The 23031-nt window shown below is 53.8% G+C and carries 26 protein-coding genes and 6 tRNA genes; 25 read left to right on the forward strand and 7 right to left on the reverse strand.

Annotation, left to right across the window (positions count from 1 at the left end):
• Positions 1–39 precede the first annotated feature (39 nt).
• Entirely contained in the window at positions 40–381 is a 342-nt protein-coding gene (locus ABGT66_RS06910) for a hypothetical protein (protein WP_346689732.1), read from the forward strand.
• Positions 378–932 carry a hypothetical protein gene (locus tag ABGT66_RS06915; RefSeq protein ID WP_346689734.1) on the forward strand — a complete coding sequence of 185 codons (555 nt, stop codon included), beginning with the start codon at positions 378–380 and terminating at the stop codon, positions 930–932. Before ABGT66_RS06910 ends, ABGT66_RS06915 begins: the two co-directional genes overlap by 4 nt.
• A 194-nt stretch (positions 933–1126) precedes the next feature.
• Here the strand turns inward: ABGT66_RS06915 and ABGT66_RS06920 are convergent, their stop codons facing one another.
• Together ABGT66_RS06920 and ABGT66_RS06925 are read right to left on the reverse strand one after the other, a co-directional pair.
• Positions 1127–1510 carry a type II toxin-antitoxin system death-on-curing family toxin gene (locus ABGT66_RS06920; RefSeq protein ID WP_346689735.1) on the reverse strand — a complete coding sequence of 128 codons (384 nt, stop codon included), beginning with the start codon at positions 1508–1510 and terminating at the stop codon, positions 1127–1129.
• A complete protein-coding gene (locus ABGT66_RS06925; protein ID WP_346690452.1) occupies positions 1507–1746 on the reverse strand; it encodes a type II toxin-antitoxin system Phd/YefM family antitoxin in 240 nt (79 codons plus the stop codon). Before ABGT66_RS06925 ends, ABGT66_RS06920 begins: the two co-directional genes overlap by 4 nt.
• 76 nt (positions 1747–1822) lie before the next feature.
• Between ABGT66_RS06925 and ABGT66_RS06930 the strand changes: the two genes are divergently transcribed.
• From ABGT66_RS06930 to ABGT66_RS06950, 5 genes are read left to right on the forward strand one after another with little or no spacing between them, the layout of a single operon-like run.
• Positions 1823–2356 carry an N-acetylmuramoyl-L-alanine amidase gene (locus tag ABGT66_RS06930; RefSeq protein WP_346689737.1) on the forward strand — a complete coding sequence of 178 codons (534 nt, stop codon included), beginning with the start codon at positions 1823–1825 and terminating at the stop codon, positions 2354–2356.
• Complete coding sequence (locus ABGT66_RS06935) at positions 2353–2697, forward strand: hypothetical protein (RefSeq protein ID WP_346689739.1); 345 nt, start codon at positions 2353–2355, stop codon at positions 2695–2697. The genes ABGT66_RS06930 and ABGT66_RS06935 overlap by 4 nt, the downstream gene beginning before the upstream one ends.
• Positions 2678–2944, forward strand: a complete 267-nt coding sequence (locus ABGT66_RS06940) for a hypothetical protein (protein WP_346689740.1) — start codon at positions 2678–2680, stop codon at positions 2942–2944. The genes ABGT66_RS06935 and ABGT66_RS06940 overlap by 20 nt, the downstream gene beginning before the upstream one ends.
• Positions 2922–3269 carry a hypothetical protein gene (locus ABGT66_RS06945; protein WP_346689742.1) on the forward strand — a complete coding sequence of 116 codons (348 nt, stop codon included), beginning with the start codon at positions 2922–2924 and terminating at the stop codon, positions 3267–3269. The genes ABGT66_RS06940 and ABGT66_RS06945 overlap by 23 nt, the downstream gene beginning before the upstream one ends.
• Positions 3187–3597, forward strand: a complete 411-nt coding sequence (locus ABGT66_RS06950) for a hypothetical protein (protein ID WP_346689743.1) — start codon at positions 3187–3189, stop codon at positions 3595–3597. The genes ABGT66_RS06945 and ABGT66_RS06950 overlap by 83 nt, the downstream gene beginning before the upstream one ends.
• Positions 3598–3672: 75 nt before the next feature.
• Here ABGT66_RS06950 and ABGT66_RS06955 read toward each other — a convergent pair.
• From ABGT66_RS06955 to ABGT66_RS06965, 3 genes are all read right to left on the reverse strand, one after another.
• Positions 3673–3747 (reverse strand) — tRNA-Val (locus ABGT66_RS06955).
• A 152-nt stretch (positions 3748–3899) separates the two neighbouring features.
• Complete coding sequence (feoB, locus tag ABGT66_RS06960) at positions 3900–5942, reverse strand: ferrous iron transport protein B (RefSeq protein ID WP_346689745.1); 2043 nt, start codon at positions 5940–5942, stop codon at positions 3900–3902.
• Entirely contained in the window at positions 5939–6163 is a 225-nt protein-coding gene (locus tag ABGT66_RS06965; RefSeq protein ID WP_294191837.1) for a FeoA family protein, read from the reverse strand. Before ABGT66_RS06965 ends, feoB begins: the two co-directional genes overlap by 4 nt.
• Before the next feature lie 203 nt (positions 6164–6366).
• On the opposite strand from ABGT66_RS06965, the gene ABGT66_RS06970 reads away from it, so the two are divergent.
• The 14 genes from ABGT66_RS06970 to ABGT66_RS07035 all read left to right on the forward strand — a co-directional run bounded on the left by ABGT66_RS06970 (position 6367) and on the right by ABGT66_RS07035 (position 13714).
• Positions 6367–6450 (forward strand) — tRNA-Leu (locus ABGT66_RS06970).
• An 85-nt stretch (positions 6451–6535) separates the two neighbouring features.
• Positions 6536–6612, forward strand: a tRNA-Arg gene (locus ABGT66_RS06975).
• A 30-nt stretch (positions 6613–6642) separates the two neighbouring features.
• Positions 6643–6719, forward strand: a tRNA-His gene (locus ABGT66_RS06980).
• Positions 6720–6729: 10 nt separating this feature from the next.
• Positions 6730–6805: transfer RNA gene (locus tag ABGT66_RS06985), tRNA-Lys, on the forward strand.
• 30 nt (positions 6806–6835) lie between these two features.
• Positions 6836–6911, forward strand: a tRNA-Lys gene (locus tag ABGT66_RS06990).
• Between the two features lie 260 nt (positions 6912–7171).
• Positions 7172–7753 carry a glucosaminidase domain-containing protein gene (locus ABGT66_RS06995; protein WP_346689747.1) on the forward strand — a complete coding sequence of 194 codons (582 nt, stop codon included), beginning with the start codon at positions 7172–7174 and terminating at the stop codon, positions 7751–7753.
• A gap of 4 nt (positions 7754–7757) precedes the next feature.
• A complete protein-coding gene (acpS, locus tag ABGT66_RS07000; RefSeq protein ID WP_346689749.1) occupies positions 7758–8123 on the forward strand; it encodes a holo-ACP synthase in 366 nt (121 codons plus the stop codon).
• A 6-nt stretch (positions 8124–8129) separates the two neighbouring features.
• Positions 8130–9662, forward strand: a complete 1533-nt coding sequence (locus tag ABGT66_RS07005) for an NAD(P)H-hydrate dehydratase (RefSeq protein ID WP_346689751.1) — start codon at positions 8130–8132, stop codon at positions 9660–9662.
• Positions 9637–10143 (forward strand): tRNA (adenosine(37)-N6)-threonylcarbamoyltransferase complex ATPase subunit type 1 TsaE, encoded by a 507-nt coding sequence (gene tsaE / locus ABGT66_RS07010; RefSeq protein ID WP_346689752.1) that lies wholly within the window; start codon positions 9637–9639, stop codon positions 10141–10143. Before ABGT66_RS07005 ends, tsaE begins: the two co-directional genes overlap by 26 nt.
• Entirely contained in the window at positions 10143–10805 is a 663-nt protein-coding gene (tsaB, locus tag ABGT66_RS07015) for a tRNA (adenosine(37)-N6)-threonylcarbamoyltransferase complex dimerization subunit type 1 TsaB (RefSeq protein WP_346689753.1), read from the forward strand. Before tsaE ends, tsaB begins: the two co-directional genes overlap by 1 nt.
• 160 nt (positions 10806–10965) lie before the next feature.
• Complete coding sequence (locus ABGT66_RS07020; RefSeq protein ID WP_346689755.1) at positions 10966–11169, forward strand: 4Fe-4S dicluster domain-containing protein; 204 nt, start codon at positions 10966–10968, stop codon at positions 11167–11169.
• A complete protein-coding gene (locus tag ABGT66_RS07025) occupies positions 11169–12299 on the forward strand; it encodes a 2-oxoacid:acceptor oxidoreductase subunit alpha (protein WP_346689756.1) in 1131 nt (376 codons plus the stop codon). Before ABGT66_RS07020 ends, ABGT66_RS07025 begins: the two co-directional genes overlap by 1 nt.
• Positions 12300–12301: 2 nt before the next feature.
• Positions 12302–13132: a thiamine pyrophosphate-dependent enzyme gene (locus tag ABGT66_RS07030; RefSeq protein WP_346689758.1), complete on the forward strand. Its 831-nt coding sequence runs from the start codon at positions 12302–12304 to the stop codon at positions 13130–13132.
• 12 nt (positions 13133–13144) lie between these two features.
• Positions 13145–13714, forward strand: a complete 570-nt coding sequence (locus ABGT66_RS07035; RefSeq protein ID WP_346689760.1) for a 2-oxoacid:acceptor oxidoreductase family protein — start codon at positions 13145–13147, stop codon at positions 13712–13714.
• 230 nt (positions 13715–13944) lie between these two features.
• On the opposite strand, the gene ABGT66_RS07040 is transcribed toward ABGT66_RS07035, so the two are convergent.
• Together ABGT66_RS07040 and ABGT66_RS07045 are read right to left on the reverse strand one after the other, a co-directional pair.
• A complete protein-coding gene (locus ABGT66_RS07040) occupies positions 13945–14457 on the reverse strand; it encodes an O-acetyl-ADP-ribose deacetylase (protein WP_346689762.1) in 513 nt (170 codons plus the stop codon).
• A gap of 21 nt (positions 14458–14478) precedes the next feature.
• Complete coding sequence (locus tag ABGT66_RS07045) at positions 14479–14877, reverse strand: signal peptidase II (RefSeq protein ID WP_346689763.1); 399 nt, start codon at positions 14875–14877, stop codon at positions 14479–14481.
• 128 nt (positions 14878–15005) lie between these two features.
• Here ABGT66_RS07045 and rlmD point away from each other — a divergent pair, with 128 nt between their 5' ends.
• From rlmD to ABGT66_RS07065, 4 genes are all read left to right on the forward strand, one after another.
• Entirely contained in the window at positions 15006–16364 is a 1359-nt protein-coding gene (gene rlmD / locus ABGT66_RS07050; RefSeq protein WP_346689765.1) for a 23S rRNA (uracil(1939)-C(5))-methyltransferase RlmD, read from the forward strand.
• Between the two features lie 291 nt (positions 16365–16655).
• Positions 16656–19373, forward strand: coding sequence for a DNA-directed RNA polymerase subunit alpha C-terminal domain-containing protein (locus ABGT66_RS07055; protein ID WP_346689767.1), 2718 nt, complete (start codon positions 16656–16658; stop codon positions 19371–19373).
• Between the two features lie 2 nt (positions 19374–19375).
• Complete coding sequence (locus ABGT66_RS07060; RefSeq protein ID WP_346689768.1) at positions 19376–20584, forward strand: hypothetical protein; 1209 nt, start codon at positions 19376–19378, stop codon at positions 20582–20584.
• Positions 20584–22443, forward strand: coding sequence for a DEAD/DEAH box helicase (locus ABGT66_RS07065; RefSeq protein WP_346689770.1), 1860 nt, complete (start codon positions 20584–20586; stop codon positions 22441–22443). Before ABGT66_RS07060 ends, ABGT66_RS07065 begins: the two co-directional genes overlap by 1 nt.
• Positions 22444–23031: the final 588 nt, after the last annotated feature.

Raw genomic sequence — 23031 nt, forward strand, 5'->3', positions numbered from 1 at the left:
GGCGCGTGGCTGTGTAACTTATGTGTAAGGAGTGATGAAATGTTCAAGATAAACCTAAGCCCGCAGGTGCGGGAAGACAGCATATCCGTCTCTGTCAGCGGCTCCTCGATAACGATAAACGGTCAAACCTTCGACCTTTCTCCGCTTGTCGACGGCGCGACTTTGCCACGGGACGCATTCGCTACGGAGTTTATCGTATCTGACGTGACACGCAGCGGAAACGTCATCGAACTGACGCTATTATATCCTATACCGCACAACGCGACGGAAGAGCAGCGTTTTCCCCAACCTATTTATGTCGACGAATCCGGCCAGGTTGTCACGGTTGATGAGCTCGGTGCGGAAGACCAGGCCATTGAACCGGAGGTGGTGGAAGAATGACGGAGCTTACGCAGCTGATCGACTGGTCGAAAATGATAACGCCGGAAATGCGCGAGGCGCAGAAGCAGGAACAGCTCAAAGCGCAGGCCCAGCGCGAAGCCGACGCCGTCCTCGAAGCCAAGTCCCGCGCGGCACTCGTACAGACCGCGAGCTTCACCGCCGCGGAGTTCTCCCTTCTCGCCAAAGCCGAACTCTTCCCAGTCTGGACGGCGGGCGAGACATACCCGCAGGGCCGCAGAATCCAGCACGAATGCGTAGTCTACGAAGTAGTCGCGGCGGACGGCGTGACGGCGGAGGCCCACCAGCCGCCGAACGGCGAAGGGCTACTCGCAGTCTACCGCCCGCTCTCGGCAGACCCAGAAACAGGTGAAACACCCACGGGCACGCAGGACGACCCCATACCATACATAGGCGGCATGGACGTGGAGGAAGGCAAGTATTACAGCTACAACGGTAAGCTCTACAAAGCCAATCTCACGATGCCCGCCTGCGTCTGGCCGCCGGACACCGCGGGCCTCTGGCAGTGGACGGAGGTGACGGAGACGGCGTAGAATGGAGGCGAGAGGTGAATGACGATGGACGCCTGTAAGCATAAGAGCCTTAAGGAACGTATTGCTGAGTGCGAAGAGGAATATGTTTTTGAGGAATGGGACACAGGAGAACCCTGCGGCGACGAAGTTCTTTAACCTAAAACGACATTATGAGCAGCGGAGAGCCCGGCAGTGCGTCGGGCTCTTTTGCTTATCTATGAGTCTGAGTCATGTTCGTTTATCCAGGCAAGCAGGTCTTCGTATTCCGCCTCTCCTGCTGCAAGCTTCAGGAATATGTCTGACAGCTCCTGCTGCGTGTAGCGCGGCTCGACGCCGTTGAGGGCGAGGAAGGTGAGCATCGCGTGCGCGGCTATCCTTTTGTTGCCATCCACAAAGGCGTGATTTCGGACGAGGCCGTATCCGAGGCGCGCGGCTTTCTGTACGAGCGTAGGATACAGCTCTTCGGAGCCGAACGCCGCGAAGGGTGCGGCGAGGGCAGATTCGAGAAGCCCTTCGTCTCGAAGCCCGGGCTGTCCGCCCGTCTCTGCGATAAGGTGCTCGTGCAGAATCAGTATCTGGCGCTTGCTTAGTGTCCTCACTGTGCGAGCACCTTATACGCCTCGCGGTTCTGTTCTATAAGGCGCTTCGATATGCTCATGACGTCCTCGTCCGAAGCCTCCTGCATCTCCTCTGCGCGGCTGAACTCTACGACGATATAGCGCGGCACGTTGTTCTTGAGAATGACCGCCGCGCCTTTTTCCTCGACCATCCTTGTGACCTTTGAAAAATTCTGATTCGCTTCGGTTATTGAGATAAGGTTGTCTGTGTTTACCATCACAGCAATCACATCCTTTCCGGAAATATTATAACTCAAATAGGAGAAATATAACCTATATAAAGGAGGCGCAGATATGAAAACAATCTGCATCGATGCAGGCCACGGAGGCAAAGACCCAGGAGCCTGCGCAGGCGGCGTCCGCGAGAAGGACATCGCGTTATACACAGTCTTCAAAATTGGCACCCTACTCGCGGATTACGAACTTATCTACACGCGCTTCACAGATGTGTATGTCAGCCTCTCAAAACGCGCTCGGATAGCCAACGCCGCAGAGGTCGACTTGTTTGTCTCAATCCACTGCAACAGCGCGCCCAACTCGTCGGCCAACGGCATGGAGGTTTATGTCCACACCTCCCGCGGCGCAGACTCCACGCGCGCGGCACACGCGATATACGACCGGCTGCTTCCGGCCTCCGGCCTCCGTGGTCGCGGCATCAAGTCCAAAGACCTCGCGGTGCTGCGTGAGACCGACATGCCCGCGGTGCTCGTCGAGCTTGCCTTTATCTCAAACGACAACGACCGCGCGAAGCTCGTCTCCGATGAATGGCAGGAGCGCGCTGCGGAAGCTATAGCCGCCGGAATAATGGAGGTAATAGGCAAACCATGAGCCAGCAGGAGATAAGCGACTTCTTCGAGAGCTGCCGCAGGGTGTTCACGCTGCTATTCCCGTTTCTTATGGTGGGGCTCGTTACCTCTTTTGTCGACTTCTTGCAAAAGCACCTCGGCAAAGAGCGCTTTAAGCTGACGAAACTGATAGTCGGAATGATTTCCGACATGTTCTTAGCCTTCGTCGTGACGTGCATAGGCCGCGAACTTGACCTCGGCTCTTACGGCATAGCCGCGATGGTGGCCGTAGCGGTACACAAGGGCGGCGGGTGGATAGACAGGATTGTCGACCAGAGGCTCGAAGTTGGGAGGATGAAAGACGATGAAGGACGGAAAAATTAGCAGGCTCTTCGGCTTCCTCAACACTTTGCCGTGGACGAAGCCGCTTGCGATACTGACGTGGGGCGTGAATATGCTCGTCTTCGTCGGTGCGTGGCTGCTGTCCAAGGATATCCCGGCGAACGCGAAGGAACTCGGCATATACTTCGGCGGCGTCGTCTTCGCGGCCGCAGCTGGGAAGTCAGGGTACGAGGCCGTGAAGCGGCCGCGAGGAGGATGCTATGAGTGTGAGCCTGAAAGAGATATTTAACGAGCATAAATGGCTGTGGCTTGCCGTGGGTGTCCTCATATTCGCCGCCGGCTGTGTGACGGCAGTGTGGCTCAATGCAAGGAACGCGGAACACATCGACGTGCCAGTCATGGAGGCGACTGTAACCGACGACGCGTCCCGAAAGATAGGCGAATCCATAACAGAGGCGCAGCAGAGAAAGAACAGATTGCCGGAGGTGGTGAAGAATGCGAAGAATAACGTCATGCGCGATGTTGCTGGCGTTGATGATGCTTGTATCGCTGATCGCTGGAACGGCATCCTGGGGCGATACCGGGAAAGTCGAACTCCGACCGGCGGGATATAAGCTGACCGCGCCGGCCTATGTCGTGCCGGTCCGCGACGGGCGCGACACGGTCGAGCTTATAGAAACGCAGGCGGCGGAGCTGAGCGCGTTGCGCGAGTACCTTGCCGCGCAGAACGCGAGCCTCGAGCGGGTAGCGGCTGAGTTCGAAACGCTGGAGACCGCCGTAACGGATGAGCGTAAAGCGTGGCAGAGCGAAGTCGAGAAGCTCGCGCAGCGCAACGAGCGCCTTAGCTCGCCGTGGTCGATTGGCTTCTTCGGTGGATATGACCCGTTCAGAGACGAGGCTGTCTGCGGGGTTGGGGTGACGTATGCGGTTATACGGTTCTGATACGGTTAGGTAGACGAGCGGTAGACGAAAAAGAAAAAGGACTTTCGGAAAATCCCGAAAGTCCTGTATTTCCAATGGTGGGCGATATTGGGTTCGAACCAACGACTTCCACCGTGTGAAGGTGACACTCTACCGCTGAGTTAATCGCCCGCCGCAACAGTTAGATATTATATCGGCAAAGCCGTGATTTTTCAAGAGCGGCGGCGTGGCAATTTGTGAATGCCGTCATCGGAGCCGAAGCTCGGCTTTTGAGGTTTTCCGCAAGTGCTTAGCTTTTACGTCCGCTTCCGTTCTGACGCGCGTTACAAAATCATCGCGCCGATTTGGTACACCGCGAACGTCACGAGCCATGCTACGGCGAGCTGGAAGAAGGCTGCGAAGCACATCCAGCTCCAGCTGTTCGATTCCTTGCGTATGGTGCTCAGCGTTGCGGCGCAGGGGATGTAGAGCAGGCAGAATACCATCAGGCAGAAGGCGTTGAACTGCGTGAAGCCTATGGCCTGGAGCTCGCGGGCGAAGGAGAACATCCCCTCCGGCGAGCTGGCGTTGACTATGCCGAAGAGGACGGCACAGCTCGATACGACGACCTCCTTCGCCGATATGCCGGCTATGAGCGCCACGTCTATCTGCCAGAAGCCGAGGCCGATCGGCTCGAAGAAGGGCACGAGCAGCTTGCCTATGATTGCGCCGAAGCTTTTAGACATGTCCGCGGAATATCCGCCCGGACCGAAATTGAGCAGCGCCCATATAATCAGCGTCGCGACGAATATCGTCGTCCCCGCCTTGCCGAGGTAGTCCTTCACCTTTTCCCAGACGTATATCGCGACTGTGCGCGAGTCGGGCGTCTTGTACTCCGGCAGCTCGATGAGCAGATAGTTGACGTTTTTCTTTCTGTCGAGCAGGTGGATGATTGCGGAGACGGCTATCGCGACCGCGATGCCGATGAGGTACATCGAGTAGGCCGCAGCCATTGCGTTGTCGCCGAAGAACATTTCGGAGAAGAGTATATAGATGGTAAGCCGCGCGTTGCAGCTCATGAACGGCGTGACGAGCATGACCTTGTAGCGGTCGCGCTCGTTTTCAAGCGCGCGCGAGGCCATTATCGCGGGCACGGTGCATCCGAAGCCGAGCAGCATCGGGATGAACGCCTTTCCTGAGAGGCCGAGCCTGCTCATGACGCCCTCCATGATGTAGGCGACACGCGCCATGTAGCCGCTGTCCTCGAGCAACGCAAGGCATAGGAACATTATCAAAATGTTCGGCAGGAAGGTGACGATGCTGCCGACCCCCGCGATTATGCCGTCGATGACGAGCGAGGTGACGACCTCGCCCGAGCCCGTCGCGGCGAGCAGGCTGCCCGCGATGCCGGATATCCAGTCGATGGCGGCCTCGAAATATCCCTTTATCCAGTCTCCGACCGTGAAGGTGAGGAAGAAGATGACCGCCATGATGCCGAGGAATATCGGAATGCTCCACAACGTGCTTGTAAGAACTCTGTCGGCGTTCTCCGTGAGCATATCCTGGCGCTCTTTGTGGAGCATGACCTCTTTTATTATCTCGCTTATGAAGTCGTACTTCTGATTGATGATGTCCGACTCGTAGCTCCTGTCGAGCACCTCGGGCAGCTCTACGGGATATTTCGCGCATATCTCCTTGTCGCCTTCGAGCAGCTTCAACGCATGCCAGCGGTAGTTGATCAGGTCCGGATAGCGTTTCTTGAGCTCCGGGATGAGCAGGTCTATCTTATCCTCGATGGCGTCGGAATAGACCATCGCAAATTCCGAGTGGTGGTCGTGGGCGTGCTGGGATGTGTACTTATGGATATGGATGAGCCTGTCCGTCGTCGCGTGGTCCTTGTGGTGTATCGCCGCGTGGAGAAGTACGTCGAGGCCGCGGCGCTTGCGGGCCGAAACGGGAATGACCGGAATGCCGAGCATCTCCGGCAGGCGGTGAAGGTCTATCTCCATCCCGCGTTTTTCTACGATGTCCATCATGTTGAGCGCGAGCACTACCGGCCGTCCGAGCTCCAGAAGCTGGAGCGTGAGGTAGAGGCTACGTTCCAGCGCCGAAGCGTCCACGACGTTGATGACGACGTCCACCTCGCCGCTCATTATGAACTGGCGCGAAACGGTCTCCTCCATTGTGTACGAGGTGAGGCTGTACGTCCCCGGCAGGTCCACAAGGCGGATGTCGACGTCGTGATCCTTTATCGCGCCCTCCACCTTTTCTACAGTGACTCCGGGCCAGTTCGCCACCTTTAGGTTCGCCCCGGTGTAGGCGTTGAACAGAGTCGTCTTTCCGCAGTTCGGGTTCCCGATGAACCCTATAGTCATTTGTTCGCTCATTGCGCGAGTCTCACTTCTATATTCCTGGTAATGTTGCTCCCGAGCGCGAAGCGCGTCCCGCGGAGCTTTATGATTAAAATGCCGTCGCCCTTCCTGTTCAGGACGGAGACAGATGTCTCGTTCGTCATGCCGAGCGCTTCGAGCCTGCGCTCAAGCTGGAAGGGCAGATTCATCTTTTCGACGACGCATGTCTGGCCGATGAGGGCGTCCTTCAGAAGCATATTTTCCCCTCCTAAGAAACTACGCGGAATTTCAACCGCAAATTTCATTCTACATTGCAGAAAAACGGTAAGTCAACGATAACTATTAGCGGAACGCAACGCGCCGGCGGAGAAAACCGCGTCCGGCACGCTGAGAGAACGGCGGCATTTTCTCCTTGCCTAAAAGTGGAATGCAATGTAGAATTCTTCTAGCCGTGAAGCGTGCGGGAATGGCGGAATTGGCAGACGCGCAAGACTTAGGATCTTGTGTCCATGACGTAGGGGTTCAAGTCCCCTTTCCCGCACCAAATTAAAAAGGCCGCGAATTTTATGTTGACAGAAACGCTTTTTCGGATATAATAATTCGCGTGCTTTGGCAGAGGCAGTGAAGTTGCGCCTGTAGCTCAGTTGGATAGAGCAACTGCCTTCTAAGCAGTGGGCCGGGGGTTCGAGTCCCTTCAGGCGCGCCACTTTCATAGCACAGGGCACAGGCGGTTATGGTGAGTGTAGCTCAATTGGTTAGAGTTCCGGATTGTGGTTCCGGCGGTTGCGAGTTCGATTCTCGTCACTCACCCCACTTTTTTGATGGATCGTTAGCTCAACTGGCAGAGCATCTGACTCTTAATCAGGGGGTTACAGGTTCGATTCCTGTACGATCCACCATTTTTTAAAATTGACTAGCTTCTTTTGTGTGGATCGTTAGCTCAACTGGCAGAGCATCTGACTCTTAATCAGGGGGTTACAGGTTCGATTCCTGTACGATCCACCATTTTTTTATCCTTTTACCTTTAACCTAATAAATTCCCAATCAAAAAACAAACGACGCCTCGCGCCGAATTTGTCGTCTTGTCTCGCGTTTGCTCTTGCTATATCATTTTTACGTAGACTGCGCCGAAGCCGGCGCGGGCCATGTCTGTATGAAAAGGAGCCTGAAAGATGGGACGATTCTATTCAAATTCCGCCTTTGATAAATTTTTGAGAGCAACCGGGCGCGCAAGGCCGCGCGGCGCTGCTGTGTGCTTCGCGGCCGTGCTTCTGGTTATTTTCTGCTTCGCGAGCCAGGCGAGCGCGATGTCTGCGCGCGAGTTTTACCGTTACGCGAAAAAATATAAATGTCAGAATCCCTTCGCCGCCACCGTTCAGAGCGCGCACGAGACGGCGAACTGGACGAGCGAGCTCTGGGTGAAGGCGCGCAACGGCGCGGGCATAAAGGCGGACAAGGCGTGGCGCGCGGCGCGCAAGCCCGTCTATAATAAATCGAGCGTCGAGCACGTCGGCAATCGCAACGTGAAGCGCGTTTCCGCTTTCAGAAAATATTCAAGCACGAAAGCGTTCCTCAAAGACTACGCAAAGAAGATAAGGGAAGATTATCCGCAGTCCGCGAAGCAGAAGGACAACGTCTGGCTCTATTTCGCGGGGCTCTACAAGGGGCGCCACGGCAAATGGGCGACCGACCGCAACTATTATTCAAAGCTCGTTACAAAAGCGGTGAAGATTGCGCCGCAGATATACGGCTCGAAGTGGAAGACGAAGCTGCGCTCGCAGTTCAAGAAGGCGCAGAAGCGGCTGGAGCCGTGGCAGGCGCAGGCCGTCAGAAAAGCGATAGGCTAGCGTCATGGTCCTAGGCATCGGCGTCGATTTGTGCGACATAGGCCGGATGAAGAAGGCCGTCGCGCGCGAGGGCTTCGCCGTCCGCGTCTTCTCGAAGGTCGAAATCGAGTACGCCGAGGGACGCGGAGACCCCGCGGCCCATTACGCCGCCGCCTTTGCAGCCAAGGAGGCCCTCGCGAAGGCCGGAGGCTGGGGGCTCGGCGCTATGGGGCTCGACTCCTGCGAGGTCGTGCGGACGGAGCGCGGGCCGCGCTTTGACTTTTCAGAAGCGTTCAAAAAACGCCTCGAAGACGAGGGAATAAAGAAAGTTTTTCTGAGCATATCGCACGAGGCCGGCATGGCCGTCGCGATGGTCGTTCTGGAGGGGTAACAAAAAATGAAAAATTTCTATATGCCGTCCGACGTGCGCGCGGCGGACGGAACAGCCGCGGAGCGCTATAAGGTTCCGTCCGTCGTGCTGATGGAGAACGCCGCGCGCGCGGCTGCGGACGCGGCCGAGGCTATGGCGCGCGTGGACGGACCGTTCGTCATACTCGCGGGCCACGGCAACAACGGCGGCGACGGCTTCGCGGCGGCACGTCATCTCATGCTGCGCGAGCATTGCGTGACGGTGCTGAAAACGGCGGAGGACGGCAGATACAAAAACGACGCCGCGGTGAATCTGCGGATAATCCGCGAGCTTGAGGGAGCTGAGCTGCGCATAGCGGACTCCCCGTCGCTCGACGACCGCGAGGTGAAAGAGCTGCTCGGCGGCGCGGCGGTCGTTCTCGACGCGCTTCTCGGCACCGGCACGACCGGCGCACCGCGCGGCGAAGCGGGGCGTCTAATAAAACTCTCCGCCGGATGCGAAAATATCCTGGCGCTCGACATACCGTCCGGAATAGACCCGGAGGGCGGGGCCTGTTACGAGCCGTGCGTCCGCGCCGCCGCGACGGTGACGTTCCTCGCCCCGAAGAAGGGCATGGCCTTTTCTCCGGCGCTCGAAGCCTGCGGCAGGATAATAACCGCAGACATCGGCGTCCCCGCTTCAAAGGTTCTTCCGCAAACCCCGGCGCTTTCTTTATATTGTGAAGAAGATATAAAAAATATGCTCCTGCCGCTTTCGCGCTCGATACACAAGACCGAACGCGGCTCGCTGCTTATATGCGCGGGCAGCGCTGCATACCGCGGCGCGCCTTTGCTTGCGGCGCTCGGCGCTCTGCGCGCGGGGGCGGGGCTCGTCTACCTCGCCGTGCCGGAATTCATGGCGTCGGAGATTTCCGCGGCGCTGCCGGAGGCCGTCATCCTGCCCCTGCCTGCGCGCGGCGGCGCGGTCGTCGCGGAAGAGGCCGAGGCGATGATAGCCGAATGGATGCCGAGATGCGGCGCGGCGGCGATTGGTCCCGGCGTGGGGCGCGGCGAGGGGGCGGGCGAGCTTTTCTCGTGGTTTTGGAACAACTGGCGCGCGTCTCTGCTTATAGACGCGGATATGCTATATTTCTTCGCGCGCGATTTTGACAGGCTTGAAGAACGCGGCGACGTCCTGCTGACCCCGCACGGCGGCGAGGCCGCGCGAATACTCGGCGTCAGCGCCGCGGAAGTCGGCGCGTCTCGCGAAAAGTCCGTGCGCGCGCTGACGAAAAAGGCGGGCCATGCGCTGCTGAAGGGGCGCAATACGCTGATAACCTCGTCGTCCGGCGAGCTCCGCATGATAGCCGCGGGGTCTCCGGCGCTCGCCGTCCCGGGCTCGGGCGACGTGCTGAGCGGCGTCGCTGGCGCGCTTATGGCCTCCGGCCTTTCCGTTATGGACGCGGCGACTGTCGGGGCGCTCGCGCACGGCGCGGCGGGGGAGCGGCTGGAAAAGAAAAACGGCGTGCGCGGCACGCTGGCGAGGGAGATTGCGGATGAAATTCCTCAGCTCCTGCGCTAATTCATTTTCGATAATCAGCGAGAGCCCCGACGACACATTCGCCGCGGGACGCGCGCTCGGCGAATCGCTATATCCCGGCCTGCTGATACTGCTGAAAGGCGATTTGGGCATGGGCAAGACGCGCTTCACGCAGGGGATAGGCCGCGCGTTGGGGTACGACAGGGTCAAGAGCCCGACCTTCGTGATAATGAACGAATACGACGCGGAGGTGCCGTTTCTTCACGCAGACCTATACCGCCTCGAGGACGAGGATGAAATAGAGTCGCTCGGCATAGAGGAGTATCTCAACGACGGCTTCGCCGCGGCGGTGGAGTGGGCTGAAAGATGGCGCGAGCGCCCCGAGGAACGGCTCGAGGTCGAATTGCTGCCAGTCCCCGGCGACGCGGAGGCGCGGACGCTCGTCTTTGAAGCCTTCGGAAAGCGCGATACGGGGCTGCTCGCCGCAATAAAAGCAAAATTATTTCCCGGAGAGGATAAATAATGGCTGTACTTGGAATAAACTGTGCGGGACGCTGGACGAATGTCGGCGTCGCGGAGGGCGGCGCGATACTCGCCGAAACGAACAGGGAGCCGGCGCGCCGCCAGTCCGAGCTGCTTCCGTTGATAACGGAGGAGACGCTCGCGTCGGCGGGCGCCGCGCTCGGAGACATATCTTTGGTCGCGCTCGGCACGGGGCCGGGCTACTACACGGGCATCAGGGCCGGGATAGCCTACGGCGCGGCGCTCGCGCGCGCTCTCGGCGTGAAGGCCGTGCCGCTTTCGTCGCTCGAGCTCTTCGTCTGGGACATGAGGGACGAATATGAGCTCCTCGCGCCCGTCTTCCGCGCGCGCGCGTCGCACTGCTACGCGGCGCTCTACGAATCGCGCGGCGGCGCGCTGAACGAACTCATAGAGCCATGCTTCATCCGCGTCTCTGAACTTGCGGAAAAACTCGCCGCATATCCATCCGCCGCCGTAGTCTCTCCCGACCTGGGGCAATATCCGGCGCTTGCGGGGTGCGGCTGCCGCCTCGTGCCGCGCGAGAGCGCCTCGGGCGGAGCATGCGCGCTGATGGGAAGTGAACGCGCCGCGCTTGCGGTCTCGCCGGAGACGATACGCGGGACGTATCTGCGTGCGCCGGACATCGGGCCTGCAAGTTTATAAAATATTTTCAATACTCACAAAGTGTCAGAAAATAGAGAAATCACGCTACACCTTGAATATATGCAAAAGTTTTGGCATAATTAGCGCAGTTATGCCAATCATATATCGTTTCTGGTTGACAGACAAAACTGATTAGATGTGTGGAAGGAAGGTGGGTCTTTTGGCGAAGAAGTTCAGCATCGAGGTAGTTGAAAAATGGTGCAAAGGATGCGGCCTCTGCGTCTCTATATGCCCCAAGAAGGTTCTCGAGCTTAACGATAGGGTTAAGTGCGAAGGCGTCCGTCAGGACGACTGCATCGGCTGCCGTCAGTGCGAAAATATCTGCCCGGACCTGGCAATCACTGTGAAGGAGCGTGAGCAGTAATGGCTCAGAACGAATTCTGGCAGGGCAACAAAGCCATAGCTATGGGCGCTATCGCCGCCGGATGCAGATATTTCGGAGGCTACCCGATCACCCCGTCGACGGAAATCATGGAAGTCATGTCCGAAGAGCTTCCTAAGCTGGGCGGCAAGTTCGTCCAGATGGAAGACGAAATCGGAGGCATCGCCTCGGCCCTCGGCGCGTCGATCGCCGGCAAAAAGGCGATGACCGCGAGCTCCGGCCCCGGAATCTCGCTCAAGCAGGAGCTTCTCGGCTACGGCTACATCGCGGAAATCCCGCTCGTCGTCGCCGACGTACAGCGCGGCGGCCCCTCGACCGGACTTCCGACGAAGGTCTCCCAGGCCGACGTAATGCAGGCCAAATGGGGAACGCACGGCGACCACGCCACGATAGCCTACGCCCCGTGCTCCATCCCCGAGTGCTACACCCTCACGATAGAGGCGTTCAACATGGCGGAGCGCTTCCGCCAGCCCGTGCTCGTCATGGCCGACGAAGTCATCGGACATATGCGCGAGAAGATAACCATCCCCGAACCGGGAACTTACAAAATAGTCAACCGCAAGAAGCCGACCGTCGCTCCGGACGACTTCATTCCGTACCGCCCGGACGAGGACGACGTTCCTCCGATGCCGGCCTTCGGCGACGGCTACCGCTGGCACGTCACGGGACTCACCACCAACGAGTGGGGCTTCCCGACGAACGACGCGCCCGACATCGACCTCAAGGCGAACCGCATCATCCGCAAGGTCGACCGCTACCGTGACGAAATAGTTTCCTACAGAGAAGACTTCATGGAAGACGCCGAGATAGTCGTAGTCTCCTACGGCTCCGTCTCCCGCTCGTCGCTCCGCGCCATCCGCGAGCTCCGCGAGCAGGGCGTCAAGGTCGGACACTTCCGTCCCATCACCATCTGGCCGTTCCCGGACAAAGAGATCGCCGCTTTCTCGAAGAGAGTCAAGCACATCATCGTCCCCGAACTCAACGCCGGACAGCTCGTCCACGAAGTCGAGCGCGCCGTCAAGGGCAACTGCGAAGTCCACGGCAAGAGCCTCATCAACGGCGAACTCTACAAGCCTGCGGAAATTATGTCCTTCATCAAGGAGGTGGCGTAACGATGCCACGCGAAGACGTTAAGAAACTTCTGCGTTCCAAGTTCATGCCCCATATCTGGTGCCCCGGCTGCGGACACGGAATCATCATGCACGCTATACTCCGCGCCCTCGCCGACCTCCAGATACCCAAGGAGCAGATATGCATTTCGTCCGGTATCGGCTGCTCGAGCCGTATGCCCGGATATATAGACGCCTGCACGCTTCACACCGCGCACGGACGTTCGCTCGCCTTTGCGACCGGCGTTAAGATGGCGAATCCCGAGCTCACGATAGTCAACGTCATGGGCGACGGAGACGGAACCGCCATCGGAGGCAACCACTTCATCCACGCCTGCCGCCGCAACATAGGCATCACCGCCGTAGTCATGAACAACAACATCTACGGCATGACCGGAGGCCAGGCCTCCCCGACGACGCCTGAAGGCGCCTTCGCCGCCACCGCCCCCTACGGCGCGATCGACCCCGTCTTCGACATCTGCAAGCTCGCGGAGGGCGCCGGAGCGACCTTCGTAGCGCGCGCCACCGTCGCCAACCCGATGCAGTGCGAGCAGATACTCAAGAAGGCCATCGAGCACCAGAAGAAGGGCTTCGCGGTCGTCGAAATCGTCACCTACTGCCATACGCAGTTCGGACGCAAGAACAAGCGCAGCCGCCCGACCGACAACATCAAGTACCTCAAGGAGCACACCGTCCTCAAGGCCCAGGCCGACAAGATGTCGCCCGAGGAGCTCAAGGACAAGATCGTCGTCGGCGAGTTCGTCAACATAGAGACCGCCCGCGAGTACACTGACCGTTACAACGACGTCATTGCGCGCGCGCAGGGAAAGGCATAGGAGGTTCGGATCATGGGCGATCGTTTTGAAATTCGCGTTGCTGGATCCGGCGGACAGGGAGTCATCCTCGCCGCGGTGATCCTTGGTGAGGCAGCCGCTCTCCGTACGGAAGGCCTCAACTCGGTGCAGAGCCAGGCCTACGGGCCGGAAGCCCGCGGCGGCGCTTCCAAGTCGGAAGTCGTCTACGACCGCGGCGAAATAGACTACCCGAAGGCGGCCCATCCGAACCTTCAGGTAATCCTCACGCAGAAGGCGTGCGACACCTACAGCCACGACACGGCTCCCGGCGCTACGGTCATCCTCGACGACTTCTTCGTCACCGACCCGCCGAAGCTCGACGCCGACATCTACCTTCTGCCGATCGTGCGCACCGCGCGCGAGAAGCTCGGCCGTGAGATAGTCGTCAACATGGTCGCGCTCGGCACCGCCGCGAAGGTCCTCGAAGACAAGGGCCTCGTGAAGCCGCAGGCCGTCAAGGACGCCATCCTCGCGAGAGTCCCGAAGGGAACCGAGGAGCTCAACGAAAAGGCCTTCGACGAAGGCTACAAGATGATGTCCGAAGCGGTAGCCGCCAGAAAGTAACGGCGCGCCGTAAAGACAGCGAAACATAAAAGCGGCGGGGATTTTCCCCGCCGCTTTTTCGTATGCGCGATTTACAAATTTTATTTTTGGATGTTGCACCCGCGTCATCTAGTGACGTGATTTGCGTTTCCGCCGGTTAGACTGAACGGCAAAAATAAATCGCACCGGCTGCGCTTCGGCGAAGCGATACAGTCCAGCCGAGAAAACGCGGCTCGCAGAACGGAATTCGTTCAGCAGCCAGTACACAAATCGCAGAACAGTTCTTTTGCGGTACGGCACGCATCCGCATCGAAAAGCGCGATGTAAACCTTCATGTCGTTATCCCGCAGAAAAGCGCTTATTGTCTCCACGGCGACTTGAAGCGCCTGCTCCTTCGGATAGCGGTAAACGCCCGACGAAATCAGCGGAAAGGCGACCGTCTCACAGCCGCGCTCCTTCGCGAGCTCGAGAGACCTGCGGTAACACGAAACGAGCTTCTCGCGCTCGCCGCGTCCGCCGCCGCGCCACACCGGGCCGACCGTGTGGATTACATATTTGCAGGGCAGATTGTACGCGCCCGTGACCTTAGCATCTCCGGTATCGCAGCCGCCTAGCAGGCGGCACTCGTCGAGCAGCCGCGGCCCCGCCGCCCGGTGTATGCAGCCGTCCACTCCGCCGCCTCCGAGCAGAGAGCTGTTGGCGGCGTTCACAATCGCATCCACCTTCATCTTCGTTATATCGCTGCGTACAATTTCAAGCGGCATTACATCATCCCTCCCAAAATTTCAATCTCGTCCGCCGCGCGGGAAAAACAGCCGAAAGACCAAAATCCCCGCGCCCGCGATGAGCCACAGGTCGGCGGCGTTAATCCACAGCGTCCCGAAAAACGGACATGGCAACGGCAGCCAGTCGACGACGCGGCCGTAGACGAGCCTGTCCGTAAAATTTCCCGCCGCGCCCGCGGCAAGCAGCGCGAGCGGCGCGCAAAGCCCCGCGCCGTTATCTCTGCGCAGAGCGCGCGCGAAAGCGAAAAGCATAACGGCAAGGACGGCGGCGTTCATCAGCGTCGAAGCCTCCGCTCCGCACTCGCGGAACAGGCCGAACGAAACGCCCTCGTTGAACGACAGCGCGCGCCCCGACGCGAGCGCGAAGCACTTGACCGCCGCGTCCGCCGCGTAGAGCATAAGAGCAAAAAATATATAAAAACGCCGCCTTCCGGCCCGAAGCACCGTCGTCCACCACGCCCCTCAAAATCCGCCGCGCGGACGGAATTTATAGCGCCGCGCGCCATATCAATGGTATAGTATCACACATGAGACAGGGAGATATACTTAACGTAACGATAACGGGACTCAACAACGAAGGCGAGGGCGTCGTCCGCGTCGGAGACGAGGGATTCGTCCTCTTTGTGCCGGGAGCGCTCCCCGGCGAAAGCGCCGAAGTGCGCCTAGTGACGAAAAAGAAAAATTACGGCGTCGCGAAGGTTCTGAGCCGCGGCGGCGACGCTCCGGCGCGCGCAAAGCCGCGTTGCCCGCTCTTCGGACGCTGCGGCGGCTGCCAACTCCAGCACATTTCCTATGAAGAACAGCTCGCGATGAAACGCCGCACAGTCGAGGACGCGCTGCGCCGCATAGGCGGATTTGCGGAGCCGCCAGTCGCCGCATGCGTGCCGTCGCCCTCCGTATGGGGATACAGAAACAAAGCCTCGCTCCCCGTGCAGTCCGCGCGCGGCGAAAACTTCGCGGCTGGCTTCTACAAAACGCGCAGCCACGAAATAGTGCCGTACCGCGGCTGCTCCGTGCTCCTTCCCGAAATAGACGAAGGACTGCAAAAAATAACGGCGGCGCTGCGTGCCGCCGGCTTCCGCGGCGCGCGCGAAAACGGAGGACGCCCCGCGGGCCTCGTGCGCCACATCGTAATGCGCCAGGCGCGCTTCACGGGAGAAAAACTCATCGCCGTCATAGCGACGCGCCTCCCGTCGGACAAAGAACGCGCGCTCCTATCGCGCGCCGCCGCAGGAATAAAAGGCCTCGCCGGCATCGTCTGGAACGTCAACGCAAACCCCGGAAACTTTATATGGGGCGGCGAGACAGTCACGATTTGCGGAAAGCCGGTAATAACGGAAAAACTCGGCGAATATTCATTCACCTTTGAAGCCTCGTCCTTCTTCCAGGTAAATTCGGAACAGGCGCTCGCGCTCTACCGCCGCGCCGCGGCCCTCGCCTCGGAGGGCGGCGCGCGCGAAGTGCTCGAACTCTACTCCGGCGTCGGCAGCCTCACCGCCTTCCTCGCCGCGCGCGCCCGCCGCGTCGCCGCGGTCGAAAGCTGGCTCCCCGCCGCGAAATACATAAAACAAAACCTCGCGCGCAACGGCATGGACAACGTCGAGCCGCGCACCGCGCAGGCCGAAGACATAGCCGAAGAGCTGGCCTCGCGCCGCTTCGACACCGTAGTCCTCGACCCGCCGCGCACAGGCTGCGATGAAAAAGTCATCGACGCGATACTGAAAATATCCCCCGAGCGCGTCGTCTACGTCTCCTGCAACCCAGCGACCTTGGCCCGCGACGCAAAGCGCCTCGCCGCCGGCGGCTACAAACTCTGTGATGCGACGCCATTCGACATGTTCCCGCAGACGGGGCACGTGGAGACGGTCGCGCTGATAATACGATAAATTGACAGTGAGCTGCCACTGCAATGGCCGTCATTTTGGTTGGAAGTCTCCCAGGAAAGTCATGGTTTGTTCTTTAGGTTTGATGTAACAGGTGTTTAACAAACCTATAATTTAGTTCTGATAATTTGGATATCTTTTATTGATTTCATTTGCCGGTTGGAGTATCATAACTAATATTCGGTTATATTAGTCTGATAGGAACTGTAGTGATAAAATTTTTTCAGTTCTAAAGGTCGCGGAGCGATATGGTGATGCATCCTGACGCGCAAAAACTCAAACTGACAGAAAGGCGTGGAAGCCACTTTGTCCTACATTACCAGACAAAACGATATTTCTGTGTTACCGCTATCTATTCGCTCATTAAACTGTTTACGAAAAGCTGGTATTCATACGATTGGTGAATTGCTAAAATATCCAAGCGATGAATTTATTGAAATCCCTAGAATGGGTAAAAAAAGCGTCGAAGAGCTTCAATCCTGTATTTATAAATTGAGAGAAGGAACTGGCGAATTTGTGTTGGATGACGCTGGCGATAGTTCTGCTGATTTAGCTACTTTACAAGTAAACAAAGAAGACGTTGTTGCAGTCTTTGTTATTGAGGCTGGTATTGTTGTCCATGATGTCCGTATAGTGGATCTTCCTTTGCCTGACAGAGCAAAAAATCGTTTGACTATCAACGGATATGAATTTGCTTCTCAATTAGCTAACATCACTTGTGGCAAATTGACGACGCTGCGAGGAATGGGAAAAAGCACTGCAGAGGATGTAATTGCTTATATTAAGAAAATTACTGTTCAGAGTAAAACTTGTATTGCACAAATTGAAACTGATGGATACTACAATGATCTTGCAGTCGAAATGTACTGTGCTTATGGTGAAACGAAAAGCATATGGCTGAACGAAATACTAGCTGTTAAAGCACAGTTTCCAGAAGCAATGTGTGAAACGTTAATTGATCATCTCTATGACAGTATTTTTGTGCGCGGCACAGTAAAAGCAGTAATTTTAAAAATGATTGAAGATAACGATGACAGGATTTCTATGGCATCGTTGGAAGAATGTTTGCCCAAACATTTAAGCAATACGACGATATTGGGAAAAATATTGCATGAACTTGAATCTTTTTCCGTTATTGAAATAGACGAAGCTATGATCTATCGTCAATACCTCTCTATCATCCAATATGCTGCACAGATACAAGATGAGCGGCAGCGAGAAGTGCTTCAAGGACGGTTGGGCGGCAAGACGCTCCAAGAGATTGGAGAGTATTATGGTATTACGCGAGAATGGGTTCGCCAGCTTGAGCGGAGTGCATTAAGGGGAAAACCTTATTTGAGAGAAGATAAGTATATATATATTTATGATCATTATGACTTCTCTCTTGAGGATTTTACGCTTGCTTTTGATGAGCAAGCAGAGACCTATTATTATCTGGAAATGATCTGTGCTACCAGTCGGGGACAGAGAAAACCTTTAGATGAAATTCTAACTGATACCACCATTGACCCCAAATTTAGGAAAAAAGCAGAGCGGGCAATCTATAGGTACTATATTTACACTGATGGCGTTTGTTTTAAGAAAACTCGTCCGAATTTAGTCAAGCACTTTGTCAAAACATACTGTAAAGAATTGACAGAGTATAAAGTTTTCTTAGACAAGTACAAAGAATGGCTAGAGACGTTTGGATTAGGTGAAAATACTGCCTTTACCATTGAATCTAATGATTCTTACCAAAATAAGTTAAGCGAGTGCGATTTTGTTTTGTGGCATCAGCGAGAAAGCTTCAGATATTACAATATTCCAGAACGCGATTTTGAGGAGTTACTCTCAACGATTGATTTGGAGAAGTTTGAAGATACTGTGTTTTCAACGTTGAGGCTGTTCAAAGATTATCCTGATTTAATGCGTCAGTACGATATTCATGATGAATATGAATTGCATAATCTTCTGAAAAAGATTTGGCCTGCCGAAAAGAGTGATGTTAAGTTTGGAAGAATGCCTACTATTAAGATTGGGAAGGCTAATGTTTCCGATCAAGTAATATCGTTGCTTCTTCAATATGCACCAATCAGTAAAAATGATTTAGTTGCTCGATATGAAGAAAAATATGGTGTAAAAAGACAATCTGCAATAGGCAATTATTTGAAGCCGATAAATAACTATTATTTTAATGGAGCATATTCTATTGATTATGCTGCTCTGCCTTCTATTCAATTTGATCGAATGAAGTCTATTTTAGATCGTGATTTCTACACTATTTCTGACGTAAAAAAGCTGTATAAGCGGGAATTCCCTAACTCAGATGATTCATTAATCAACCCATATACAATGAAAACTTTAGGGTTTCATGTTTACTCAGGATATTCTGGCTATATTGTAAAAAACACATTTGCAGGCGCAGCAGACTACTTTCGTTCAATATTGACTCACGATATCGTGGATATAAACAACTATGATGAATCAATTAGGAGTATTGCACAGTTTTTCAATGAACTAGGTCGACTGCGCAGCATATATGAAATGATAGAATTTTCCCCTTCGCAATACATCAACATTCGCAGGTTAGAAGAGGCCGGTATTACTAAAGGACATCTAAAAGCCTACTGTAGTGACGTCGCTCACCATTATGAAAAAGGCGAATATTTTACGGTTCTTTCTTTGCAGCAAGAAGGTTTTGTGCATGAATTGGACAAACTTGGGTTTGATGATTGGTTCTATTCTTCAATATTGCTCGAAGATAGACAAAAATTTTCTTATCAAAATATCGGAGGCACTCGTCTATTTCTGTGTGGAAAAACAGGTGCAAACTTAGGGGACATGCTTGTTTGGCTTCTGGGAAAATACCAGAAAATTGATTTCTATGATTTGATGGATATACTCAAAAACCATTACGGTATTAAACTTCCCAAAGACAAATTAATTACCATCATTGGCGGCACAGAGCTTTACTATGATACCATTATGGAAGCTGTTTACATTGACTACGATACTTATTTTGAGGAGATTTGATTATGAATTTATTAAAAGATGGCATTGAAGCAAAAGCTGTTCAAGAAACAACTCAGACCCGCAGACTGACAGTAGATGGGCTGACAGATATCTACAAGGTGTACAAGGTTCGTCTGGATTGGCTTTTTTATAACGACCAGAATGACCGTATTGCTACATGGATTAGTCAGTACAAAGCACAGCATAATGGGAAAGCGCCCGATGTATCTGACAGGGAGAAATACAACCAAATTATCGAGCAGTTTATTGTCGAAAGCAATGCGGATGCAATTCATAGAACTCAGAACAATATCGAAATGGTTGATCAGCGTGAACCTGGTGTCGTTCTGGCTGACGGCAGAATAGTGGACGGCAATCGTCGTTTCACCTGCTTGCGGAGACTGGCAACGAAGAAAGATCGATTCAATTATTTTGAAACGGTTATCCTTGACCGTAATATTGAAAACAGCGCAAAGCAGATTAAAATGTTGGAATTGTATCTTCAGCACGGCGAAGAAGGCAAGGTGGAATACAACCCCGTTGACCGACTGGTAGGTATCTATAATGACATCATCTCAACAAAATTACTTTCCGTGGCAGAATACGCCAGAAGTACTAATGAATCTGAAGCCGAGGTTAGAAAACGCGTCGATGTCGCAAAGCTGATGGTTGAATTCCTGGAATTCATTAATGCTCCAGAAGAGTTCTATATCGCTCGCGATTTACAGCTTTATTATCCAATGGAAGAATTGCAAAAATTAATAAGAAGGTGCAGTAAAGAGGATGAAATCGAGGATCTGAAGATAGCAGCCTTTGACAACATCTTGATGCAGCCTGCCGGTGATATGACTCGTTTTATTCGTGGCATGAAAAGTATTGTCGGTTCCGAATATCAGGAAGAATTTTTTGAGGAACAAAAAGAGCTTGCTGCTAAAGTGATTGATACGCTCCCCAAACAAGGCAAGGTAACAACAGCGGACATTCGTGGTATTGTCAGAGAGAACGACGAAGTTGTTCAAGAGCTGGAACGCTCCATGGAAAAGACTCTGACTAAGGTGAAGAAGAACGAAACCAAAAATAGGCCCATTCAGTTGGCTGAAAAGGCGACTACCTTCCTTGAGGGGATGGATACCAACATTCTGAAAAAGATGAACGACAGTGAGCTGAAGAGGCTTGCTTGTCAACTCGATAGACTGGAACAGATCATTGCTGAGATTCGGGAGAATCTGTAATGTGGGAACTGGACTATGACGGGGGGTTGCTGCTCCGCGTGCCAGCAGAAACAACGGATACCCTGAAAAACAGTGCTTTTTTCAGGATATATCTGCATAGGTATGTACACGAAGTTCTTCTAGGATTCGTGCGTTTCAAACCAACGCTGACCTATGTGGATTACAAAAAAATTATTAAATTGTGCCAGAAGGAAGCGAGCAAACGTAAAGTTTTGCTTGTCGTGAAGGACTCTCTTTGTGAGTATATAAAGAGCCGCGATCTTTACATTGATACACGTTCTCGACTGGGGGTAGAGTTGAAAGAACATCATTCCAAACTCCAAGAACAATTTGAAAGCTACCGTTCGGTCGTGGATAGCGAGATGGCAAGGAAGCTTCGGGATCAGCAGATGTGGGATTCTTTCTTCATGTGCTTCATGCAAAAGTCTGCAAACTTTTCTGTTCCAGGCTCCGGCAAGACAGCGTCTGTTCTGGGAATGTACGCTTATCTCCGGCACAATAACCTTGTAAAGAGAATTATTGTCATTTGTCCGAAGAACGCTTTCGGCTCATGGATGGATGAATTTACTATCTGCTTCGATAGCATTGAACCGCTTCGAGTCCTGAACATCCACGCTCCTGTTTATATAAATGCACAACAACGAAACAATGCACTCCTTTATCGCTCAGGACCGTGCAACCTAATTCTCGTGAATTATGAATCTGTGGGCAGCGTGTTGAATTCTTTGGTGCAGATATTGGACGAACATACGCTCCTCGTTTTTGATGAAGTCCACAAGGTGAAGCGCATCAACGGCGAATATGCTGAAAACGCGCTGCGGTTGTCTCGTAAAGCTAAGTATGTTGTCGCAATGACAGGAACGCCCATTCCGAATTCCTACACAGACATTTATAACTTGCTGCATATCCTATTCCCCGACGAATACGATGAATTTTTTGATTTCTCCGTTTCTATGCTTTGCAACCCCGGTGTACGTGATGTTGCTGCAATCAATGATAAACTCCAGCCATTCTTCTGCAGAACTACAAAGGATCAGCTGGGCGTACCCAAAGCAAACAGCGATATTCTGTGTGTTTCTGAGGCGACAGAGGAAGAAGATAGACTTTTGAAAATTCTGCAAATGCGGTATAGAAACAAGTTAGCTTTGTTTGTGCGAATTCTTCAAATGGAGAGCAATCCGAAGATGCTCTTGGAAAAGCTGGATCTGGCAGACTTTGCTTATTTGCTGGATGATTCTGTGGAGGCTTCTGAAATTGACTATGCCGATTATAGTGAAGAAGTAGAAACACTGATTGAATCTTGTGGCAAAACAACAAAGTTCAAGAGTTGTATTGAACTTGCCAATTCCCTTGCAGGACAGGGGAAAACGATCATTATTTGGTGTATGTTCGTTAACTCTATTCACTTGCTCTCTGATGAATTGGAAAAAATTGGCATTCAGACACGCTGTATTTACGGTGAAGTACAACTGGAAGAGCGTCAACAAATCCTGTCTGATTTCAAAAGCGGAAAAATTCAAGTGCTAATAACTAACCCTCACACATTGGCTGAGTCTGTGTCGCTACATAGCGTTTGTCATGATGCAATTTACTATGAGTACAGCTACAATTTGGTACATCTTTTGCAGTCAAAAGATCGTATTCATCGCTTGGGACTGCCAGATGGTCAATACACACAGTACTATTATCAGCAAATATCCTATAAAACAGATGACGGCCTGTGGTCTTTAGGCGAAGCTGTGTACAACCGCTTAAAGGAAAAGGAACAAATTATGTTAGACGCGATTGACAACCATGTTCTTGAAGCGATGCCAACTAGTGAAGAGGATCTTGAAATTATTTTTTCAAAGTTTTTCTAAATATTGAGAGTATAAGTTTAGTAAGACACCGATGCACCAATCATCATGACTGGTGCGTCGGCTTGCTCTGTTTCTGTATGATGTCGTGCTAGTGTCAATCTATGTTCGCAAAAACATCTGTTCCAAGTACAAACATGGCTCATGTTTATACGGCATTTTGTATAATTCCATGTACCGCTTTAAAAGATATTCCGTTATGCTTTTCTTGCATCGGTAGATTTCTTCCTGTGCGCTGTGCGCAACTATCGTGCCGCCCTGCGTGCCGTCGCCGTGGCCCATGTCCATTATGTAGTCAGCGTTGTGTATCACGTTGAGGTTGTGTTATATGACTATGACGGTTGCACCACTGTCTATCAGGTTTGGGGAAACTTCCAACAAAATTTCTACGTTGAGCTGATACAGGCCGATCGACGGTTCGTTGAGCACATGGAGCATGTTGTCCGTCGTCCTGTTGTGTATGGCGCGTACGAACTACATACGCTGGCACTCTCCAGTTAACAGCATGGATGTGCTGTAGTCGAACTTTGGGTAGGAAAGGCCAAGTCTACCACTCGTTTTGTAGCGCGTGGAACGAGTCGCAGATACTTT

This window comes from uncultured Cloacibacillus sp. (genome assembly GCF_963926575.1).
Taxonomy (GTDB): domain Bacteria; phylum Synergistota; class Synergistia; order Synergistales; family Synergistaceae; genus Caccocola; species Caccocola faecigallinarum.

Bases quoted from the DNA above. Each gene is read 5' to 3' on its own strand.
- acpS (WP_346689749.1), top strand. From the start codon at position 7,758: ATGGTCCTAGGCATCGGCGTCGATTTGTGCGACATAGGCCGGATGAAG.
- ABGT66_RS07035 (WP_346689760.1), top strand. From the start codon at position 13,145: ATGGGCGATCGTTTTGAAATTCGCGTTGCTGGATCCGGCGGACAGGGA.
- ABGT66_RS06915 (WP_346689734.1), top strand. From the start codon at position 378: ATGACGGAGCTTACGCAGCTGATCGACTGGTCGAAAATGATAACGCCG.
- feoB (WP_346689745.1), bottom strand. From the start codon at position 5,942: ATGAGCGAACAAATGACTATAGGGTTCATCGGGAACCCGAACTGCGGA.
- ABGT66_RS06925 (WP_346690452.1), bottom strand. From the start codon at position 1,746: ATGGTAAACACAGACAACCTTATCTCAATAACCGAAGCGAATCAGAAT.
- rlmD (WP_346689765.1), top strand. From the start codon at position 15,006: ATGAGACAGGGAGATATACTTAACGTAACGATAACGGGACTCAACAAC.
- ABGT66_RS06965 (WP_294191837.1), bottom strand. From the start codon at position 6,163: ATGCTTCTGAAGGACGCCCTCATCGGCCAGACATGCGTCGTCGAAAAG.
- tsaE (WP_346689752.1), top strand. From the start codon at position 9,637: ATGAAATTCCTCAGCTCCTGCGCTAATTCATTTTCGATAATCAGCGAG.
- ABGT66_RS07045 (WP_346689763.1), bottom strand. From the start codon at position 14,877: ATGCTCTACGCGGCGGACGCGGCGGTCAAGTGCTTCGCGCTCGCGTCG.
- tsaB (WP_346689753.1), top strand. From the start codon at position 10,143: ATGGCTGTACTTGGAATAAACTGTGCGGGACGCTGGACGAATGTCGGC.
- ABGT66_RS07030 (WP_346689758.1), top strand. From the start codon at position 12,302: ATGCCACGCGAAGACGTTAAGAAACTTCTGCGTTCCAAGTTCATGCCC.
- ABGT66_RS06930 (WP_346689737.1), top strand. From the start codon at position 1,823: ATGAAAACAATCTGCATCGATGCAGGCCACGGAGGCAAAGACCCAGGA.
- ABGT66_RS07025 (WP_346689756.1), top strand. From the start codon at position 11,169: ATGGCTCAGAACGAATTCTGGCAGGGCAACAAAGCCATAGCTATGGGC.
- ABGT66_RS06910 (WP_346689732.1), top strand. From the start codon at position 40: ATGTTCAAGATAAACCTAAGCCCGCAGGTGCGGGAAGACAGCATATCC.
- ABGT66_RS07005 (WP_346689751.1), top strand. From the start codon at position 8,130: ATGAAAAATTTCTATATGCCGTCCGACGTGCGCGCGGCGGACGGAACA.
- ABGT66_RS06940 (WP_346689740.1), top strand. From the start codon at position 2,678: ATGAAGGACGGAAAAATTAGCAGGCTCTTCGGCTTCCTCAACACTTTG.
- ABGT66_RS07040 (WP_346689762.1), bottom strand. From the start codon at position 14,457: ATGCCGCTTGAAATTGTACGCAGCGATATAACGAAGATGAAGGTGGAT.
- ABGT66_RS06935 (WP_346689739.1), top strand. From the start codon at position 2,353: ATGAGCCAGCAGGAGATAAGCGACTTCTTCGAGAGCTGCCGCAGGGTG.
- ABGT66_RS07060 (WP_346689768.1), top strand. From the start codon at position 19,376: ATGAATTTATTAAAAGATGGCATTGAAGCAAAAGCTGTTCAAGAAACA.
- ABGT66_RS07065 (WP_346689770.1), top strand. From the start codon at position 20,584: ATGTGGGAACTGGACTATGACGGGGGGTTGCTGCTCCGCGTGCCAGCA.